The following is an 18,233-nucleotide window of genomic DNA, read 5'->3' on the forward strand; positions in this document are numbered from 1 at the left end:
GGGCGCGCGCCCCGCTCCGTGCCGCTGTCCACTCTCGCCACCCGCTGCCCCGATCCCGTTGTCGTACTGCGGCCGGTTGACGAACGGCCCAACGCCTGGCGGGGGTGCGTTCGACTGAGCCAGACGAGTCATGACGGGGCGTCAGGTGGGCGCGAGCGCCTCTCCGTGCGCCGGAGAGCCCTCACAGCGCGTCGGCATGAGCGAGGGCCTCCTGGAGTTCGGCCGCGTCGGGCGGGTCGGCCCCCGCCCGGCTCACGGTGACGGCGGCCGAGGCGACGGCGTGCCGCAGGACGTCGGCGACCGTCGCGCGGCCGGGGGCACGCAGCCGCGCCCGGCCCTGCCCGCCGAGCAGGCTGTGCCGGGCCAGCGCGTGCAGCGTGCCGGACATGAAGGCGTCGCCCGCTCCGACGGTGTCGGCGACGGCGACGGGCAGCGCGCGGGCGGTGGCACGGCCGCCGTCGAACACCGCGAACGCGCCGGCGCCGCCCCGGGTGACGAGGACGAGTGCGGGACCGGCGGCGAGCCACCGCTCGGCGACGTGCTCCGGAGCCTCGCCCGGGTAGAGCCAGGACAGGTCCTCGTCGCTGGCCTTCACCACGTCGCTCAGAGCGACGCAGCGCTCGACGCGGGCCACCGCCGGGGTGTGCTCACCCATCAGACCGGGCCGCACGTTGGGGTCGTAGCTCACCGTGGCGTGCGCCCGCAGCGACTCCACGTCGGCCAGGACGGTCGCGGCCCCGGGCTCCAGGACCGCCGCCAGGGAGCCGGTGTGCACGTGCGACGGGGGCCGGGCGAGCGCCACCGGGCCCAGGCTCCAGCCGATCTCGAAGGCGTACGCAGCGTGCCCGGCGTCGTCCAGGGTGACGGCGGCGGTGGGCGTGGGTGCGGTCGAGGCGTCGGTGCGGACCTCGGCCCCGGCCGCGGTCAGCCGGTCCCGGATGAGCCGCCCGTGCCCGTCGGCGCCGAGCTGGGTGAGCAGGGTGACGTCGCGGCCGAGCCGGGCCAGGCCGTACGCGACGTTCGCCGGGCTGCCGCCCGGGTGGACCCGGTCGGCCTCGCCCGGCGTCCGGACGATGTCGGCGACGCATTCTCCGATGACCAGCAGATCCAGTCGGTCGTGCATGGGGGCAGGTCTCCTGGGGCGCCGTGGGGCGGGTGTCCTCTCCAGCCTGGCAGCTTCCGCCCCGTCCGCCCCTTCGTGGCGTCCGGCCGGAGACACGAAGGGGCGGGCGGGGCCCGTGGCGCGGCATGTGCCCCGCGCGGCGCGGGCGGCCGGCTCCGCCGGCCCGAGCGGCGTCCCCGCGGGCCCGCCGGCCGCCGGAAGGCCGGGGCGCCCGCGTACGGTCCCCGGCACCGCCGCGACCTCAGCTCGCCCGCGCGGCCTCCAGCGCGTCGGCGACCAGCCCCAGGAACCGGGCGTGGTCGCGGGGGCCGTAGAGGGGCTCGGGGTTCCACGGGACGACCGGCGTCGCCCGGTCGTCGCTTCCACGCAACGCGTCGAGCGACCCGGCGTGCGCGCGGACGTCGGTGAGGATCACGTCGGGGCGCAGCGCGAACGTGTCCGACCGGTCGAGCGTGGACCAGTTCGCCCCGGGGCCTTCGGCCGGCTCCACCGTCCGGACGCCGAGTGCGGTGAGGACGCGCAGCTCGGGCCACATCCTCGGGCGCGCGACATGGGCCCGGTCCGGGCCGGCCGGGGACAGGGCGAGCACCCTGGGCGCGTCGGCGGACCCGGCGGCCAGGGAGCGCAGCCGCTCACGGACGGCCGTCAGGTCCCGGCTCGCGTCCGTGCGTTGTGCGGCTCCGAGGGAGCGCGCCAGTTCGGTGAACCGCTCGCCTATCTCGTCGAACGAACGGGTCTGGCCGACGTCGACGACGACCACCGGGACCCGCTCCTCCAGGTGCTTGGCGGTCTCGGGGGCCAGCCCGTAGACGTGCCCGTCGCCGTAGCTGACGGCCACCACGAGGTCCGGCTCCGCGCTCAGCAGCCGTTCCACGTCCAGACTGCCGCCCGCCCCGAGGTAGTCGACCTCCTCCAGCGGCAGTGTGCCGGTCTTGGCCCGGTCGGGGGCCGGGCCGTCGTGGTCGGAGCCGTATATCCCGACCGGCCGGACCCCGAGGTCCCACAGCGTGGCGCCGGCCTGGACATAGGCGAGCACCCGCCGCGGCGTCCGGGGGGCCGACGACCGCCGGCCCCGGTCGTCGGAGAACCGCCATCCGCTCTGTTCCGTCACGTCACACACGCCCCTCTGCCGCCGACTGACGTTCCGTTCGTCCGACTTCGCACAGGTGTACCTGCCCACACCCCCGTCGCCACACGCCTACGGCCGGAACGTCTGCCCCCTGGGCGCCGCGCCGCTCAACGCGGTCGCGGCGCGCACGTCACCGCTCGCGGGAGCGGGCGCCGTCGAAGGCGGCGCGATCCCGCTCATTCCGCGCCCTCGGCGGACTCCTCCTTCCTCTCCTCCCGCGCTTGCCGGCCCAGTTCGACGTTGAACTGGGCCCCGGCCAAGAGCGAGAGATTGGCGAACCAGACCCAGATCAGAAAGACGACGATCCCGGCGAGCGAACCGTAGAGCCTGCTGTAGCTGCCGATGCTCGTCGCGTACAGCGCGAAGCCCGCCGATGCGGTCAGCCACAGGAACGCGGCCAGGACCCCGCCGGGCAGCCCTCGGCGCACGCCGCGCGCCGGGCGCGGCCCGGTGCGGAAGAGCACCAGGATCAGGCAGGCGACGACGCAGAGCAGCACCGGCCATTTGAGGACCGACCACAGCATCTCGTCCGCGGCGGCCAGGCCGACGCGGCGGCCGAGCCAGCGGGCCAGCGGGCCCGTGAGGACCAGGGCGAAGGCGCCGGTCATCAGCAGGACGAGCAGCCCGATCGCCGAGACGACGATGATGTGTGCCTTGCGCAGTGCGGGCCGGACGTCACGGACGTGGTGCATGGCGTGGAGCGCCCGCCGGAAAACGGCCAGATAGCTGCTGGCCGACCACAGGGCGCTCACGCTTCCGGTCGCCACGAACACCCATACGGCGGTGTGCTCCTCTGTGGCCGCCTCCAACGGGCGGCGCAGCGCCTCCCCGGACTCGGCGGGGGCGAAGGCCGTGATGTCGGCGATCAGAGCCTCGGTCGCCGCGGGGTTGGTCAGTCCGATCACCGCCACGGTGACGAGGAGCGTCGGCAGGAGCGCCAGGATGGCGTAGTACGTCAGGGCCGCGGCCCAGTCCGACACGTCGTCGTTCCACAGCGAGAGGGGGGTGCGGCGCAGGGCGGTGAGCCAGCGGCGCGGTGTGCCGGGGCGCTCGGCGGCGGGGGCGGCGCTTTCCGCTGCTGCGGCGGTCTGGGTGGGCACGCTGGCACTCCGGGGGTGGGGGCGGACGCGGGGGCGGACGGCGGTCCGTCCGACGGACGCTCCGACCGCTTCCGTTCCTCTCCTGCCTCGTCCAGACGAAAGCACACCCCGGGGAGCGCCCCTCTCGCCGCCGGGCGCCCCCGGAGCGCCGCCGGCTCGGTGGTCGGCCGGTCAGTCGTTGACGGCCGTGAGCAGCACCACCGCGTCCTGGAGTGCCAGCAGCCCGTGCCGCTCCTGCGGGACGGGGTGCAGGGCGCCGGCCGGCAGTTCCGCGTCGCCGGAAGAGGCCGTGAGGCGGACCGTGCCGTGCAGGACGAGGAGGGAGGCGGCGGGCGGGGCGTTGTGCTCGTCCAGCGCGGTCCCCGCGGTGAGGGCGATCACCGTCTGCCGCAAGGGGGGCTGCTGGACCAGGAGGCGGGCGCTGCGGCCGTGCGCGGAGGCGCGGGCCGCGGCCAGGTGTTCCTCTGCCAGTGCGTTGAGATCGTCCATGGGCCCACTGTGCCGCAGCGACGCCCGGCCCGCGATTCTGCGGACGGCGGGAATGAGGCGGCCCGCGCCCCCGCCCGGACGGGAACGGTGTGCGGCCCGTCCGCCGGGCGGGTGACCTCACTCACCCGCGGACGGGGCCGCCGTCCTCCCGGCCGGACCGTCAGAGACCGTCCGTGTACAGCAGCCGGTCGGGGGAGCCCTGGCCGAGGCCCGACAGGACGTCCGGGGTGGCCGTGTCCGTCAGTCGGCGCGCCACGGTGGCAGGAGAGGCCGCCGGGTCCGTCTCCTTGTGGAGGGCGGCGACCCCGGCGACGTGCGGGCTCGCCATGGACGTGCCGTCGAGCGCGACCGTTCCGCCGCCGAGGCGTGCGGAGAGGATGTCGGCGCCGGGTGCGTACAGCGCCAGGCACACCCCCCAGTTGCTGAAGGCGGTCTCCCGGTCCTCCCGGTCGCTGGCTCCGACCGCGACCACGCCGTCGGCGGCGGCCGGAGAGACGTCGCAGGCGTCGCGGTCGTCGTTCCCTGCCGCCACGACCGGCAGCACGCCCGCGTCGGCGACGGCCTCGACCGCCGCGTCGATGGAGCGGGACCGGGACCCGCCCAGCGAGGCGTTCAGCACGGCCGGGGCTCCGCTGCGCGTCGCGTCCTGGGCGACCCAGTCGAAGCCGGCCAGGACGCCGGCCCAGGTGCCGCTGCCCTGGCAGTCCAGCACGCGTACGTTGACCAGCGAGGCCTCCTGGGCCACGCCGAGGGTGGCGCCGCCGACGGTGCCCGCGACGTGCGTGCCGTGGCCGTTGCAGTCCATGCCGTCACGGCCGTCTCCGACGGAGTCGTACCCGTTCACCACACGGCCTGCGAACTCCGCGTGGGTGGAGTCGATGCCGGTGTCGACGACGTAGACCTTGACGCCCTGGCCGGTGGCCGTGGTGGTGAAGGTGTCGTCCAGCGGAAGGGTCCGCTGGTCGATGCGGTCGGTGCCCCAGCCGGCGGCGGGGGCGCGCAGCGGGGCGGGGGCCGGCGCGGGGACGGTCACCTCCGCGTTCTCCTCCACGGCGAGCACCCCGGGCACGGCCCGCACCGCTTCGAGCTCGGCGGTGGTGAGCGTGGCGGCGAAGCCGTGCAGCACCTTGCCGTACGTGAACAGAGGGCGGAGCCCGAACTCGCGCAGGACGGTGTCCGGCGAGATTCCGGTCTCCAGGGTGACGATGTACTGCCCGGGCACGGCCCGGGCTGACCGCTCCACCGGGACGCCCTCCGGTCCTGTGTCGGCGGAGGCCGGGGCGGGGGCGCCGATCAGAGGGGTGATCAGCAGCAGGGCGGTGGAGGCCCATCGGGCGGGCAGGCGCATGCGTTCTCCTCGGGGTGGGGGCTCCGTTCACGGAGCGGGTGCGTCCGTGAAGCACGAACACCCCGTTCCTTCGACCCCGCCCCCCGGGCGCCTTAGCGGGTTCAGCCGGACAGCGCAACGCTCGGCGTCAGCGCCAGCCCGCCGAGCCCGTCCTCCGCGGCGGGGTCGCGGTCGCGGCCCGTCCACCTGCCGACCGCCACCTCGGCGGTGATGCCGGGGCCGAACCCGGCGATCAGGCCCTGTGCGGACTCGGCCGCGCCTCCGTCGTCGAAAAGCCGCGCCAGCGCGTCGAAGACGACGGAGCTGGCGATGTTGCCCCGCTCTGTGAGCGTGGCCCGGCTGTAGCGGAACATCTCCGGCGGCACTTTCAGGAAGTGGCACAAGTCGTCCAGAATCCGCGGCCCGCCCGCGTGCACGATGAAGAAGTCCATCGCGGGGACGGACCAGCCGTGCAGGTCGACCAGGTCCTGGAGGACCGGGGCCAGCATCTCCATCGTGCCGGGGACCCGCTTGTCCAGCAGGAAGTGGAATCCGGTGTCGCGGACCGCGTAGGAGATCCAGTCCTCCGTGTCGGGCACCAGATGCGAGCCGTTGCGCTCCAAGCGCATCCCGGTGCCTCCCTGCCCCCGGACGACGGCAGCGGAGATGGCGTCTCCGAACAGTCCGTTGGAGAGCAGCGAGCCGACCCCGATGTCGGTGGGCTGGTAGCAGAGCGAGCAGAACTCGCAGGAGACGATGAGGACGTTGGCCTCCGGGTAGGCCAGGCAGAAATCGTGCGCGCGGTTGATCGCCGCACCGCCCGCGGCACACCCGAGCTGCGCGATGGGCAGTTGTCGGGTCTCGGACCGAAAGCCCATGGTGTTGATGAGCCAGGCGGTCAGCGAGGGCATCATGAAGCCCGTGCAGGACACGTAGACGATCAGATCGATGTCGGCCGGTTCCGTCCCGGCGTTCTCAAGAGCCCGCCGGACCACTTCGGGGACCCGCGTCTTCGCCTCGGCCTCGTACACCTGGTTGCGTACTTCGAAACCGGGGTGCTTGAGGGTCTCCTCCACGGGCTGGACGAGATGACGGGTCTGCACACCGGTGTTCTGGATGAGTCTCAGGACGAGGTCGCGCTGTGGGTGGCGGGCGTGGGTCTCCCGGGCCAGGTCCAGGGTCTGCTGCATCGTGATGACGTGCTCGGGCACAGCGATGGCCGGTCGGCACAGAGTCGCCATGGGTTCTCCTCGTTCTCTGAAGCGGAGGCTCTCGTCACCATGTGACGGGCAGGGCGAGCGGGTAACGCCAGATCGACGTCGTGTTCCACGAGACGTCCTCGGGCGGCACGTCGAGTCGCAGGGCGGGGAAGCGGGCCAACAGCGTGGCGAAGGCCACTTCCAGTTCCATGGTGGCGAGCGGCGCGCCCAGGCAGTGGTGGGCGCCCCACCCGAACGTCATGTGCGGGATGGACGGCCGGTCGGGGTCCAGCTCGTCGGGGCGTTCGAACTTGGCGGCGTCCCGGTTGGCCGTCAGGTAGGAGACGTGGACCACGTCGCCGGCCTTGATGGCGACGCCGCCGAGCTCCACGTCCTCCAGGGCGATGCGCGGAATGCCGACGCCCTTGCGGAAGGGGATGTGGCGCAGCAGCTCCTCCAGGGCACGGGGCAGCCGCTGCGGTTCGGCCCTCAGGGCGCCGAGCAGTTCGGGACGGGTCAGCAGGGTGTAGGCGATGTTGCCGAGCTGGTAGGTCGTGGTGTCCTGACCGGTGATGAGCAGGACCATCGCCATGACGGTCAGCTCGTCGTCGTCGAGCAGTTCCGCGCCGTCCCGGGCGGTGGCCAGGGTGCTGATGAGGTCCTCGCCCGGTGAGCGGCGCCTCTCGGCAGTCAGCTCGCCGAAGTAGGCGCGCAGTTCCGCCTTGGCGCGCACCGCGTCCGCCTTGCCCGCGGCCCCGACGTTCATCATCGTCATGGCGTGGGCGCGGAGCCAGCGGCGGTCGGCCTCCGGGATGCCCAGCGCCTCGCAGATGGTGATCAGCGGCAGCGGGGCGGAGACCCGGGCCACGAAGTCGGCCGGGGAGCCCGCGTCCTCCATCTCGTCCAGCAGCCGGTCCACGACGCGCTGAGTCCCCTCCCGCATCTGCTCGACGCGGCGCGGGGTGAAGCTCTTGGCCACCAGGCCGCGCAGCCGGCTGCTGGCGGGCGGGTCCATGAGGTTGATGGACTCCGCCTGGACGATCGGCTCTGGGGTCATCCGCGGGAAGTCCCGGCCGAGGACCGCGCTGCGGCTGAAGCGCCGGTCGGTGGTGACCGTCCGGACGTCCTCGTAGCGGGTGACGAGCCAGGCCTCGCCCTCTCCGTACGGCATACGGATGCGGGACACCGGCTCCTGGGTCAGCAACTGCTTGAGCTGGGGGTCGAATTCCAGTTGCTCCGCGAAGTCGAAGGGACAGCTCCGTACGGTTTCCTTGCTCTGGACCGGGGTGTTCTCCACCGAGGTTCTCCCAATGACCGGTTCGGGGAAATGAAGGCGTGCCGGCTCCGGGCCGGGGAACAGACCTCCCCTGTGTCCCCCGCCGCGCCACGAAACATGTCACTCGCACTCCTCAGTCAGCCGATTAGAGGGGGAGTCGGCCGACTCGCAGGGCCGTTGGGCCCAGTCGATCCGCTCACACGGAGGAAATCGCACTGATCTGCGGTCCCGTGCGGTAGGCCTCCGGGGAACAGCTCACCTCACTTCGATCCCGGGAGGGGAAAGGCATGACGGAAAGTGATCAGCGCCGGTATGCACGTCCCGGCCGGCGCACCTTCGTGCGGGGGGTGGCCGGGCTCGTGGGGGCCACGGGCCTGGCCGGAGCGGTGTCAGCCGGTTCCGCCTACGGAGCGCCGGGCGGGGGCGGGAGGGCCGCCGGCGCCGACGACGGCCGTGTGGAGTTCCACGGGGCGCACCAAGCCGGCATCCTCACCCCGCAGCAGCCCTTCGGGGGCTTCGCGGCGTTCGACGTACTGGCCCGCGACCGGGCGGAGCTGACCGGGCTCCTCCGGAAGCTGACCGAGCGGTGCCGCACCCTGACGGCGGGCGTCGTCCCGGAGGACCCGGACGTGGCGGCGGTGCGGGGCCCTGAGGACCGGCTGACGGTCACCGTCGGTGTGGGGGCCTCCCTGTTCGACGACCGGTTCGGGCTGGCGGGGGCCCGGCCGCCCGGTCTGGTCCCGATGCCGGCGTTCCCCGGGGACCGGCTCGACGGCAAGAGCTGTCACGGCGATCTCTCGGTGCAGGTGTGCGCCCAGCATCCGGACGCGGTGCTGCACGTGGTGCGGGACCTGGCCCGGGAGACGGCGGGGCTGCTGCGGACGCGGTGGCGGGTGGACGGCTTCCTGAACCCCCCGCGTCCCGAGGGCGCCCCCCGGTCGTTCGTCGGCTTCAAGGACGGCACCGCGCACCCGGACACGACGTCGGAGCGGGAGATGGACCGGCTGGTCTGGATCGGGTCGGAGGGGCCCCGCTGGGCGCGCGGCGGGAGCTACCAGGTCCTGCGCACGATCCGGCTCCACGCGGAGGCCTGGGACCAGGTGCCCACGGCTGAGCAGGAGAAGATCTTCGGCCGGCGCAAGTCGACCGGCGCGCCGCTCGACGGCCGCGTGGAGAGCGACCTGCCCGACTACGGACGTGACCCGGAGGGCCGGGTGACGCCGCTGGAATCCCATATCCGCCGGGCCAACCCCCGTACGCCCGGCAGCGAGGACTCGGTCCTGCTGCGCCGGAGCTACAACGTCGACCAGGGGCTCGCCCCCGACGGGACGCTCGACGTGGGGCTCGTCTTCTGCTGCTACCAACAGGACATCGCCCGGCAGTTCGCGACCGTGCAGGGGCGGCTGGAGGGCGAGCGCTTCGCCGACTTCAGCACCACGACGGGCGGCGGCTACTTCCTCGTCCTCCCGGGGGTGGCCGACGACGCGGACTGGTACGGCTCCGCACTGCTGGGCTCCTGACCCCGCGGGGGCGGCCCTGCGGGCCCCGAAAGCCGGCGCGGTGTCTGCCCCCGTCGCCGCCCGAGCCCCACACACAGAACACCCCACTCCCGTCCCCGGTCGCACCATCCGTGCGGCTCCGGACGCACGCGGAGGGCACGACGGAGCCGGACCAACCTCTCGTGCCCGGTGGCTCCCCTCCGCCCCAGGTCTCGCGCGCTCCTCCGCATCCGTTTCCATGAAATGCCGTTCCCGGGGTATCCGTACGTCAGCCATGAGGCTCACTGGACGGGGTGAACACGATGAACGACCGCGTGATGACGGCCTTCGCGCCGAACGAAGAGGCCCGCACCGGCTACGTATGCCGGCCGGAGAAGGCCGCCGACGCACGGGAGGCGGTCAGCAGCTTCGTCGAGCAGCTGCACCCCGCGCCCGCGACGCATGTCGTGCAGAACCTGCTGCTCCTCGTGACGGAGCTGGTGACGAACGCCGTCCGGCACGCGGGGGCGGTCACCGCGCTGCGGCTGACCGCGGACCGCACGGATGTCCATGTCGAGGTCACCGATCCTAGCCCGGTGCTCCCGCAGGACCGTGCCCCCGACCTGACCGGCCGAAGCGGCGGGTTCGGCTGGCCGATGGTCCAGCGGCTGTCCAGGGAGGTCCGGGTCCACGAGGCTCCGGGCGGCGGGAAGGTCATCCTCGCGACCGTGGCCCGCTGACGGGCGGGGGCCTGGCCACGGCCTGCTGGTGGGGCGCCCGGCTCACGGCGCCGGGCGAACGGCCCGTCAGCGTACGACGTCGGGACGCTTCTTCGACAAGGCGCCCGCCGGCCCGACCTGGTGCGCCCCCGCGACCGTATGCAGGGAGCGCAGGGCGATGAGCAGGAATCCGATGTCGTCGAGGTAGACGGGGTCCGGGAGCAGGTCCACCGGCGACACGGTGTAGATGACGGCTGCCCAGACGAGCGCCTTGTCACGGAGCGGAAGGCCGGCGTCGGCCAGCAGCTTCCTGGCTCTGAAGACGCGTGCCAGCAGCACGCCGGTCAGGACCAGAGTGGCCAGGGCGGCCATGGCGCCGGCGACGAGCCACGCGGTGGTGTCCATGACTCCTGTGTACCCCGGGGGTTCCCGGACCGCGAAGGAAGGTGAGCGGAGTCACCGCTTCGGGCCCAGCGAACGCGAGCCGTCCGACGGTCGTGGCCAGGGGCCGGGGCAGCCGGCCCGCGGTACGGGCCCGACCTCCCCGGAGCGGTCGGCTCGGATTGGACGGTGCGGGACGCACGGGTCAGGCGGCCCCGCGACCGCGGGCTTCGGCCCGTCGGCGGCTGCGACGCTTGAGCGCGCGCCGCTCGTTCTCACCGAGGCCTCCCCAGATGCCGGAGTCCTGTCCGTTCTCCAGGGCCCACTCCAGGCAGGCGGCCTGCACGGGGCAGGTCCGGCAGACGGCCTTGGCCTCTTCGGTCTGGACGACCGCGGGCCCGGTGCTCCCGATGGGGAAGAACAGATCCGGGTCCGCCTCGCGGCAGGCCGCGTGCAGGCGCCAGTTCTCCATGCTGCTCACTGCTGCTCACTCCCGAGGTCGATGGGGGTCGTAGGCGAGTGCCGTACGTGTCCTCTGCGGGTGACCGGCGATCGACGCCTCAAACCCGTACGGGTGCGGTGCCTTTCGGTTCCCCGCCGGCAGGGGTCACCTGGTGGGCGACGCGGGCCGGGGGCGGTGGAGGGCCAGGATCGCCTGATCGTCCTGGACCCGGCCACCGGTGTGCCGCCCGATGTCCTCGATCAGCAGGTGGAGGATCTGGGCCGGGGTGGCCGGGGGGCCGGTGGGGGCGCGGCGGTGGAGCAGGACGGGCAGGCGCAGGGCCGCGTCGTAGAAGACTCCGGACTCGTCGCGGGCCTCGGTGACCCCGTCGGTGTAGCAGAGGAGGGTGGCGCCGGGCGGAAAGGGGAACGTGTCGACCGGCGAGCTCCAGGACCCCAGGGCGCTCATGCCGAGCGGCGGCGCCTCCTCGGACGGTTCGAGCGTGGTGGCCCCGCCCTCGGCGTCGAGCAGCACCGGCGGCGGATGGCCCCGGTTGACGACGCGCACGGTGTCGAGGTCGTCGGAGAACTCCGCGATCAGGGCCGTCGTGAACCCCTCCTCCTGCTCCTGGCCTCCGCGCCGGCCCCCCTCGCGCAGGAGCGCCCGTTCCAGGGAGGCCACCAGCCCCGGCAGGTCCCGCGCCTCGTCCGCGGCGTACCGGAAGGCCCCCAGGTCCGCGCAGACGGCGCTCACCGCGCCCAGGCCCTTGCCGCGCACGTCGCCGACCATCACGCGCACCCCGTGGGGGGTGTCCTGGACGACGTAGAGATCGCCGCCGATCATCGCTTCGTCCTCCGCGGGGACGTAGCGGGCCGCGATCCGGAGCTCGCCGAGCCGCGACGGGGGCCTCGGCAGCACGGCGCTCTGGGCCACCGCGGCGACGTGGCGGGCGCGCCGGGTCCGGGCGTCCTGGCCCTCCAGGGTGCGGTTGATGAGGACGGCCAGCACGGTGACGGCCAGCAGGGTGAGCTGGTTGGCGACGCCCCGCTGCCAGCCGAAGGTACCGTCGATCCAGGCCAGGCCGGCGTGGACGGCCATGGCGAGGGCGCCGGTCGCGATGATGCCGCGCAGGCGCAGCAGCGGCGCCGCGGCGACCGGGGCGGCCATGAGGAGCGGGGCCGAGGTCACGTCCGTCGGGGTGACCAGGTCCAGCACGACGGCCAGCACGACGACCCCCACGGGAATCCACTGGGCCCTGCGCGTCTGCACCACTCCCCCACGCTGTACGGAGTCGGGGCCCGCCGCACCCCGGCGGGGGCCGGGTGTGCTCCGCCCGGGGCGCGGTCAGGGCGGCAGGGGCGTCCCGGGGCGGGGTGCGGCGGCGGACGCGGCGTCCAGCCGGATGCGGTGGGCCATCACGGTCTCGGGCTCGTCGATGACGTCGACCCGGACGCCGGGGGTCTCCAGGACCGCCTGGTCCCCGATCTCCGGCGCGGGCACCCGGAGCAGGTGCAGGGGCGGCAGGCCGGTCAGAGGGTGCGGTGGGTGGTCCAGGGGCACCACCTGGACGGTGATGTGCTGCTCCTGCATCGCCTCGGCCAGTGCTGTCCGCTGTCCGGCCATGGTCTGCGGGCCGCCGACCCGGGTGTGCAGGGCCGCCGCCGGGAACAGGGCCCACAGGTCGGCTCCGCGCTCCCTCATCCTGCGGCGACGCTCCCACAGCAGTTCGACGCGGCGTTCCCGCCGGGCGGGGGTGTCCTGGGGGTACTGGCTGCGGTAGAGCGCGTCGGCGTAGGCGGGGGTGCGCAGCAGCTCGGGCACGAGCGCGGGGTGCCAGGTCCGCACGAGGCTCGCCGACGACTCGACTCCGATGACGTCCTGCTGCCAGCTCTCCATCGCGTCCCGCCAGCCGTGCCACCAGCCGGGCAGGTTCGCGGCGCCGATGCCGGCCATGATGGGCTCGGCGACGGCGGGGCCCACTCCGTAGCAGCGCAGGAGTTCGGCGACCTGCCGGGCGTCCAGGGCCGTCTCGGCCCGTTCGATCCGCCGGACGGTGGCCGGGTGGGCGTCCAGAGCCTCGGCGGCGGCTCGGAGGCTCACGCCGGCGCGCTCCCGCAGCAGTCGGAGGCGTACCGCCAGGACACGGTGCTCCACGGTGGGGCCGGAGCGGGCTCGCATACACATGCCTTCCTCGTCGGACCCCGGTTACGGAGCGCCACACATTCTGCCACTTGCAAAGTATGCACTTTGCGTCGAGAGTACATACATGTCGGAAATAGCCATTTGCGCGGAGCGTGCCCCCGATGTCAGGGCTGTCCGAGGTGCACACAGCTGGTGGGTGCCCCGGTCGCCCGAAGGGGCGCCGGAAGCGCGGCATCGGGTGCAGGAGGTGATGCGGGCGTGGGGAGAGCCCGCGGACCGCGTCGACGCGGCCGCTCTGATCGTGACAGAACTGGTCACCAACGCGGTGCAGCACACCAGCACCCGGCGCATCCGCTGCCGGGTCCTGCGTTCGGGTGACGGCGTGCGCGTATGCGTCTGGAACCGCGGCCGAGGCCGCATCCCGGCCCCCGCCTCTCCCGAGGCGTCAGCGGGCCTGGCCCGGACCCCCGCGACGCAGAGCGACGCCCGCGACTGCGGGGAGTCGCTGGACTGCCTGGCGGAGGACGGACGGGGCCTGTTGCTCGTCGACGCGCTGGCCGCCCGCTGGGGCAGCCGCGCCGCGGTGGCGGGGCGCCTCGTCTGGGCCGACCTCGTCTGACCCCTCCGCCTCGCGCCTCCCTCCGGCCCGGCCCACCGGCACGGGCCGGCCGCCCGCCGTCCGCCCAGGGCCCGGTCCGCCCCGCCCGGGCGCTCCCGCCCGTCGACTCCTCAGGCCCGCCGACGACCGGCCGCCGACCGCTGCGGCCCGCCCCGGCCCCAGATCCGGCCCCGGCGGCCTCCCAGCTCCCGCGCGCGGTCAGGCGGAGGACGCACGGCACTCCGGGTGACCCCAGCCGATCGGGTTCTTCGCGATCGGCTCCTTGGCCGCGTACGGCTTCCCACAGCGGCACCGGCCCGCGAAGCGCGCCTTGATCGTCCCGGTCGACCGCCCGGGCCGGTTCACGCCCGTCGCCCCCCGCCCCTTCGCCCCGCCCGGCGCCTCTGAGCCCTCGGCAGGTCCCTTCGTCGACCGCGCGGGAGCGGGCACGGGCCAGTCCGCGGTGCCGTGCGCCGTACCGGCCGCCCGCTGCGCCACGGCCGCCTCGCTCGCGGCCTGGTCGGCGAGCGCGTTGAGCGGGTCGCCCCCGACCTGGTGAGCGGGGACGTGGCGGAAGACGACCTCGCGCTCGCCGAGCAGCGCGTCGATCCGGGTGACCAGCTCCCGGTTGGCGACGGGCTTGCCGGCCGAGGTCTTCCAGCCGTTGCGCTTCCAGCCCGGCAGCCATTTGGTCACGGCGTTCATGGCGTACTGCGAGTCCATCCGCACCTCGACGCGCACCGCCGGGTCGGTGGACTCCAGCAGCTCCGCCAGCGCGGTGAGCTCGGCGACGTTGTTCGTCGCGGTGCCCAGCGGGCCCGCCTCCCAGCGCACGGGGCTGCCCTGGGCGTCGGCGGCCACCCACGCCCAGGCGGCCGGTCCGGGATTGCCCTTGGACGCCCCGTCACACGCGGCGATGATGCACTCGTTCATCACTCGATCATGCCAGCTGCGCGTGACCGGCCCGACCGGCCGTATGTCGATGCCGAGCGCCGCCCGCGGCTCACCCGAGGGCGGCGACGCCCCCGCCGTTCGCACGACCAGGGTTCGCGGCTTGACCTCAACCAAACATGAGGTTTTAGCGTTTCGTTCGTACCCGGGGCCGCACGGCCGACGGGGTCGGCAGGCCACACATTTCGGAGCGCCCCATGGACATGGAAGTCACGGCATGGCACTCGTTGCACAGCGCCATGAACGCCCAGCAGGACCGCAGGCCCTTCTCCAGAACGGCGTTGCGCCGCATCATGCGCTTCGCCCGGCCCCACCGGAGCCGGATCTACCGGTTCCTGCTGCTCAGCGTCGTCACCGCGCTGCTCGCGGTCGCCACACCGGTGCTCGCCGGGCACGTCGTCAACGCCATCGTGAAGGGCGAGGACACCGGGACCGTCACCCGGATCGCCCTGCTCATCGCCCTCATCGCGGTCGCCGAGGCCGGGTTGGGGGTGCTCACCCGCTGGCTGTCGGCGACGCTGGGCGAGGGGCTGATCCTGGACCTGCGCACCGCCGTGTTCGACCACGTGCAGCGGATGCCGGTGGCCTTCTTCACCCGGACCAGGACCGGGGCCCTGGTCAGCCGGCTCAACAACGACGTGATCGGCGCGCAGCGCGCGTTCAGCAACACGCTCTCCGGGGTCGTCTCCAACCTGGTCACCCTGCTGCTGACCCTCACGGTGATGCTCACGATCTCCTGGCAGATCACCCTGCTCTCGCTGGTGCTGCTCCCGGTGTTCGTCGTGCCGGCCCGCCGGATGGGGGCCCGGATGGCCGGACTCCAGCGTGAGGCGGCCGACCACAACGCCGCGATGGGCACCCAGATGACCGAGCGGTTCTCCGCTCCCGGCGCGACCCTCGTGAAGCTGTTCGGCCGACCGTCGGACGAGTCGGACGCGTTCGCCGACCGCGCCCGCCGGGTCCGGGACATCGGCGTCCGCACGGCGATGGCCCAGTCGACGTTCATCACCGCGCTCACCCTGGTCTCGGCCCTGGCACTGGCCCTGGTCTACGGACTCGGCGGCTTCTACGCCCTGCGCGGCAGCCTGGAACCGGGAGCCGTCGTGGCGCTGGCCCTGCTCCTGACCCGGCTGTACGCTCCGCTCACCGCTCTCGCCGGGGCCCGCGTCGAGGTGATGAGCGCGCTCGTCAGCTTCGAGCGGGTCTTCGAGATCCTGGATCTGAAGCCGCTGATCACCGAGAAGCCGGACGCCCGCGAGGTGCCAGAGGGGCCGGTCTCGGTGGAGTTCGACCGGGTCTCCTTCGGCTACCCCTCGGCAAAGAAGGTCTCCCTCGCTTCGCTGGAGGAGGTCGCGACACTCGACAACCGGGGCGGGGCGACCGTCCTGCACGAGGTGTCCTTCCGGGCAGAACCTGGTCAGATGATCGCTCTGGTGGGCTCTTCGGGCGCGGGCAAGTCGACGATCGCGCAGCTCCTGCCCCGGCTGTACGACGCCGACGCGGGCTCCGTGCGACTGAACGGCGTCGACGTGCGCGACCTGAGCGCCGACTCGATCCGGGACACGCTCGGCATGGTCACCCAGGACGGGCACTTGTTCCACGACTCCGTGCGCGCCAATCTGCTGCTGGCCCGGCCCGACGCGTCCGAGGACGACATCTGGGACGCTCTGCGCCGCTCCCGGCTCGACGGTCTGATCGCCTCGCTCCCCAACGGGCTGGACACCGTGGTGGGCGAGCGCGGTTACCGGCTCTCCGGCGGCGAGCGCCAGCGGCTCACCATCGCCCGGCTGCTGCTGGCCCGTCAGCGCGTCGTCATCCTGGACGAGGCGACCGCACATCTCGACTCCACCTCGGAGGCCGCCGTGCAGGAGGCGCTGGCCGAAGCACTGGTGGGCCGGACGGCCGTGGTCATCGCCCACCGGCTCTCCACCGTGCGGGCCGCCGACCGCATCCTGGTCGTCGAGGCGGGCCGGATCGTCGAGAACGGCACGCACACCGAGCTGCTGGCGGCGGGCGGACGATACGAGGAGCTGCACCGCACCCAGTTCGAGCGGCCGGCCGAGGACGGGATGCGGCCGGTCCAGCCGTCGGTCGGCTGACCGGCCCGCCGCTCCCGCCCCTCGCACACCGACGACGCCGTCCGGCCGGACCCCACCGGCCGGGCGGCATCACCGCGTGGCGGTCCGGCCCTGGGAGACGCGCTCGGCCGGCCGCAGCCGCCGCAGCGCGTGCCCGCCGCACCTGCGCCACACCCCCGGGGACACCCGCGGGCGGCCCCCGCCGTTGGTGACCAGAGCGTTCACCGAGGTCATCGGGTCCGCTGCCATGGACTTCGCCAGGAGCGCCCCGACCACCAGCGGGAGCAGTGTCACGGCCAAGGCGGCACCGGCGGTGGTGACGTGCTGGAGGCGGGGGCTTCGCGGCGCTTCACGGTTCATGCGGCCATTCGAGCAGCGGCCCGGGGCCGGGACATCGGGGGACCTACTCAGCGATGACGGCCCGGCATACTCAGGCGCGTGCGGGGGGACGCTCACAGCGGCCGGGAACCCGGGCGGGCCCCGCCCGCCGCCGGACCACGGAGGGATCGCGCCGATGGATGAGGGCCAGGGGCTTTCGGGCAGGCACGGCCGACGCGGCGAGGCCGCGGCGGTGTTCGACGCGCTTGGCGCGGAGTACGAGCACGCCTTCGCCGGTTCGGCGGCCCACCGGGACTCGCTGGACCGGCTGCTGGCGGACCTGCCGCCCGGAAGCCGGGCACTGGACGTGGGCAGCGGGACGGGCCGCCCCACCGCACAGGCCCTGGCGGACGCGGGGCACCGGGTGCTGGGCGTCGACGTGTCACCCGTGATGACCGCTCTCGCGGCCCGCCAGGTGCCGGCCGCCGAGTTCCGGTGCGCCGACATCCGCGACATGCCGGTGCCGAAGGAGGCGTTCGACGCCGTCTGCGTCTACTTCTCGCTGCTGCAGATGCCGCGCGAGGACCAGGGCGAGCTGCTGGAGCGGCTCACCCGGTCGCTGCGGCCCGGCGGCCTGCTGGTCGCCGCCACGGTGCCGGTGGCCGCGGAGGAGGTCGACACGGTGTTCATGGGGCAGCCGGTGCGGGTCTCCAGCTTCGGCGCCGGGGAGTTCGCGGCGCTGCTCAGGCGGGCGGGGCTCGTCGTGGAAGCGGAGTGGAGCGCCTCGTTCACCCCGCGGCATCCGGCGGGCGAGCCCGAGCCCCACCTCTTCCTGCACACCCGCCGCGCCTGACGCCGCGCGCCCCGGCCCCGCCTCCCGCTCCCCGGCCGGCCCACCGGCGGGGAGCGATCCCATACTTCGGAACCCTCGCCCCGCATGTCCCGGCCACCCTTTGGAAAGAGCCGAGAACAAGCCGAATGAATGACAGCGATGGCGCATTTACGCTTCTTCACGAGAAGGTAATGCGAGGGCAAAGTTCTGGTCTATATGCTGAGCTGTAGTCACACCCCCGCGGCGTAACCGGAGTGGGCTTCAACAGCGCTGCCCTCCCGCAATGCACGAGGTGAGGAACTCCTCCGTTCCGAACATTCATGCGGCTGCACGTAACGCATTCGTCAATACGCCCCGACCACACCGCTCCCCGGGCCCACCGGGTGCAGGAGGCAGGCCCCTATGCAATCCCTTGTCGAACCCACCCGGACTTCCGCCGGTCACATGTCCGTGAGCGCAAAGGAATTCGAGGAACGCGCGCACGGCCGGATCTCCGAAATCCTTTTCCTCCTCTGTTCGGATTCCCCTCCCGTCCCCCCGCTGTTCACCGGCCCGGCGCGGGACAGGCCCACGGGCTCCGACGACGCTCACCGACCGGAGAGCGGCCCCCCGTCCATCCGCCTCTGACGGCTTCCCTCCCCCACCCTCCCG

Annotated in this window: 17 protein-coding genes and 1 pseudogene; 5 read left to right on the forward strand and 13 right to left on the reverse strand. The window is 73.6% G+C overall.

Translation table 11 applies throughout. The annotated features are described in order from the left end of the window. Window positions 1-181: 181 nt before the first annotated feature. The 7 genes and pseudogenes from V9U70_RS15640 to V9U70_RS15670 form a co-directional block, all read right to left on the reverse strand. Entirely contained in the window at window positions 182-1,123 is a 942-nt protein-coding gene (locus tag V9U70_RS15640) for a carbohydrate kinase family protein (RefSeq protein WP_336675744.1), read from the reverse strand. A 241-nt stretch (window positions 1,124-1,364) separates the two neighbouring features. Further along, window positions 1,365-2,234 carry an ABC transporter substrate-binding protein gene (locus V9U70_RS15645; RefSeq protein ID WP_336675745.1) on the reverse strand — a complete coding sequence of 290 codons (870 nt, stop codon included), beginning with the start codon at window positions 2,232-2,234 and terminating at the stop codon, window positions 1,365-1,367. Between the two features lie 194 nt (window positions 2,235-2,428). Further along, complete coding sequence (locus V9U70_RS15650) at window positions 2,429-3,352, reverse strand: YihY/virulence factor BrkB family protein (protein ID WP_336675746.1); 924 nt, start codon at window positions 3,350-3,352, stop codon at window positions 2,429-2,431. A gap of 171 nt (window positions 3,353-3,523) precedes the next feature. Next, window positions 3,524-3,841 (reverse strand): cupin domain-containing protein, encoded by a 318-nt coding sequence (locus tag V9U70_RS15655; RefSeq protein WP_336675748.1) that lies wholly within the window; start codon window positions 3,839-3,841, stop codon window positions 3,524-3,526. A 160-nt stretch (window positions 3,842-4,001) separates the two neighbouring features. Then, window positions 4,002-5,189: a S8 family peptidase gene (locus V9U70_RS15660; RefSeq protein ID WP_336675750.1), complete on the reverse strand. Its 1,188-nt coding sequence runs from the start codon at window positions 5,187-5,189 to the stop codon at window positions 4,002-4,004. Between the two features lie 101 nt (window positions 5,190-5,290). Beyond that, window positions 5,291-6,415, reverse strand: a pseudogene (locus tag V9U70_RS15665) (type III polyketide synthase); the annotation flags it as partial. A gap of 28 nt (window positions 6,416-6,443) precedes the next feature. Further along, complete coding sequence (locus tag V9U70_RS15670; protein ID WP_336675751.1) at window positions 6,444-7,664, reverse strand: cytochrome P450; 1,221 nt, start codon at window positions 7,662-7,664, stop codon at window positions 6,444-6,446. Window positions 7,665-8,002: 338 nt separating this feature from the next. Between V9U70_RS15670 and V9U70_RS15675 the strand changes: the two genes are divergently transcribed. Both V9U70_RS15675 and V9U70_RS15680 read left to right on the forward strand, forming a co-directional pair. Further along, entirely contained in the window at window positions 8,003-9,163 is a 1,161-nt protein-coding gene (locus V9U70_RS15675) for a Dyp-type peroxidase (RefSeq protein ID WP_336675840.1), read from the forward strand. 281 nt (window positions 9,164-9,444) lie between these two features. Then, window positions 9,445-9,861 (forward strand): ATP-binding protein, encoded by a 417-nt coding sequence (locus V9U70_RS15680; RefSeq protein ID WP_336675752.1) that lies wholly within the window; start codon window positions 9,445-9,447, stop codon window positions 9,859-9,861. 66 nt (window positions 9,862-9,927) lie between these two features. Here the strand turns inward: V9U70_RS15680 and V9U70_RS15685 are convergent, their stop codons facing one another. The 4 genes from V9U70_RS15685 to V9U70_RS15700 form a co-directional block, all read right to left on the reverse strand. Next, window positions 9,928-10,245 carry a YkvA family protein gene (locus V9U70_RS15685; RefSeq protein ID WP_336675753.1) on the reverse strand — a complete coding sequence of 106 codons (318 nt, stop codon included), beginning with the start codon at window positions 10,243-10,245 and terminating at the stop codon, window positions 9,928-9,930. 181 nt (window positions 10,246-10,426) lie between these two features. Continuing rightward, a complete protein-coding gene (locus V9U70_RS15690; protein ID WP_336675841.1) occupies window positions 10,427-10,693 on the reverse strand; it encodes a WhiB family transcriptional regulator in 267 nt (88 codons plus the stop codon). A 135-nt stretch (window positions 10,694-10,828) separates the two neighbouring features. Then, the gene (locus V9U70_RS15695; protein WP_336675755.1) at window positions 10,829-11,935 is read right to left on the reverse strand and encodes a PP2C family protein-serine/threonine phosphatase; all 1,107 of its coding nucleotides are present in this window, start codon (window positions 11,933-11,935) and stop codon (window positions 10,829-10,831) included. A gap of 72 nt (window positions 11,936-12,007) precedes the next feature. Next, window positions 12,008-12,841, reverse strand: coding sequence for a helix-turn-helix domain-containing protein (locus tag V9U70_RS15700; RefSeq protein ID WP_336675756.1), 834 nt, complete (start codon window positions 12,839-12,841; stop codon window positions 12,008-12,010). Window positions 12,842-13,001: 160 nt separating this feature from the next. On the opposite strand from V9U70_RS15700, the gene V9U70_RS15705 reads away from it, so the two are divergent. Further along, window positions 13,002-13,424, forward strand: coding sequence for an ATP-binding protein (locus V9U70_RS15705; protein WP_419723984.1), 423 nt, complete (start codon window positions 13,002-13,004; stop codon window positions 13,422-13,424). Window positions 13,425-13,622: 198 nt separating this feature from the next. On the opposite strand, the gene V9U70_RS15710 is transcribed toward V9U70_RS15705, so the two are convergent. After that, a complete protein-coding gene (locus tag V9U70_RS15710; protein WP_336675758.1) occupies window positions 13,623-14,336 on the reverse strand; it encodes a ribonuclease H family protein in 714 nt (237 codons plus the stop codon). Window positions 14,337-14,551: 215 nt separating this feature from the next. Between V9U70_RS15710 and V9U70_RS15715 the strand changes: the two genes are divergently transcribed. Continuing rightward, entirely contained in the window at window positions 14,552-16,453 is a 1,902-nt protein-coding gene (locus tag V9U70_RS15715) for an ABC transporter ATP-binding protein (protein WP_336675760.1), read from the forward strand. Window positions 16,454-16,522: 69 nt separating this feature from the next. On the opposite strand, the gene V9U70_RS15720 is transcribed toward V9U70_RS15715, so the two are convergent. Further along, window positions 16,523-16,792, reverse strand: coding sequence for a hypothetical protein (locus tag V9U70_RS15720; protein WP_336675761.1), 270 nt, complete (start codon window positions 16,790-16,792; stop codon window positions 16,523-16,525). 154 nt (window positions 16,793-16,946) lie between these two features. Here V9U70_RS15720 and V9U70_RS15725 point away from each other — a divergent pair, with 154 nt between their 5' ends. Beyond that, on the forward strand, window positions 16,947-17,603 hold the full coding sequence (locus V9U70_RS15725) for a class I SAM-dependent methyltransferase (RefSeq protein WP_336675762.1): 657 nt from the start codon (window positions 16,947-16,949) through the stop codon (window positions 17,601-17,603). Window positions 17,604-18,233: the final 630 nt, after the last annotated feature.

This window comes from Streptomyces pratensis (assembly GCF_037137275.1).
Lineage (GTDB): Bacteria > Actinomycetota > Actinomycetes > Streptomycetales > Streptomycetaceae > Streptomyces > Streptomyces pratensis_B.

Coding starts and splice junctions, on each gene's coding strand:
- V9U70_RS15640 (WP_336675744.1), bottom strand. CDS start 1,123: ATGCACGACCGACTGGATCTGCTGGTCATCGGAGAATGCGTCGCCGAC.
- V9U70_RS15655 (WP_336675748.1), bottom strand. CDS start 3,841: ATGGACGATCTCAACGCACTGGCAGAGGAACACCTGGCCGCGGCCCGC.
- V9U70_RS15660 (WP_336675750.1), bottom strand. CDS start 5,189: ATGCGCCTGCCCGCCCGATGGGCCTCCACCGCCCTGCTGCTGATCACC.
- V9U70_RS15680 (WP_336675752.1), top strand. CDS start 9,445: ATGAACGACCGCGTGATGACGGCCTTCGCGCCGAACGAAGAGGCCCGC.
- V9U70_RS15685 (WP_336675753.1), bottom strand. CDS start 10,245: ATGGACACCACCGCGTGGCTCGTCGCCGGCGCCATGGCCGCCCTGGCC.
- V9U70_RS15690 (WP_336675841.1), bottom strand. CDS start 10,693: ATGGAGAACTGGCGCCTGCACGCGGCCTGCCGCGAGGCGGACCCGGAT.
- V9U70_RS15700 (WP_336675756.1), bottom strand. CDS start 12,841: ATGCGAGCCCGCTCCGGCCCCACCGTGGAGCACCGTGTCCTGGCGGTA.
- V9U70_RS15710 (WP_336675758.1), bottom strand. CDS start 14,336: ATGAACGAGTGCATCATCGCCGCGTGTGACGGGGCGTCCAAGGGCAAT.
- V9U70_RS15715 (WP_336675760.1), top strand. CDS start 14,552: ATGGACATGGAAGTCACGGCATGGCACTCGTTGCACAGCGCCATGAAC.
- V9U70_RS15720 (WP_336675761.1), bottom strand. CDS start 16,792: ATGAACCGTGAAGCGCCGCGAAGCCCCCGCCTCCAGCACGTCACCACC.
- V9U70_RS15725 (WP_336675762.1), top strand. CDS start 16,947: ATGGATGAGGGCCAGGGGCTTTCGGGCAGGCACGGCCGACGCGGCGAG.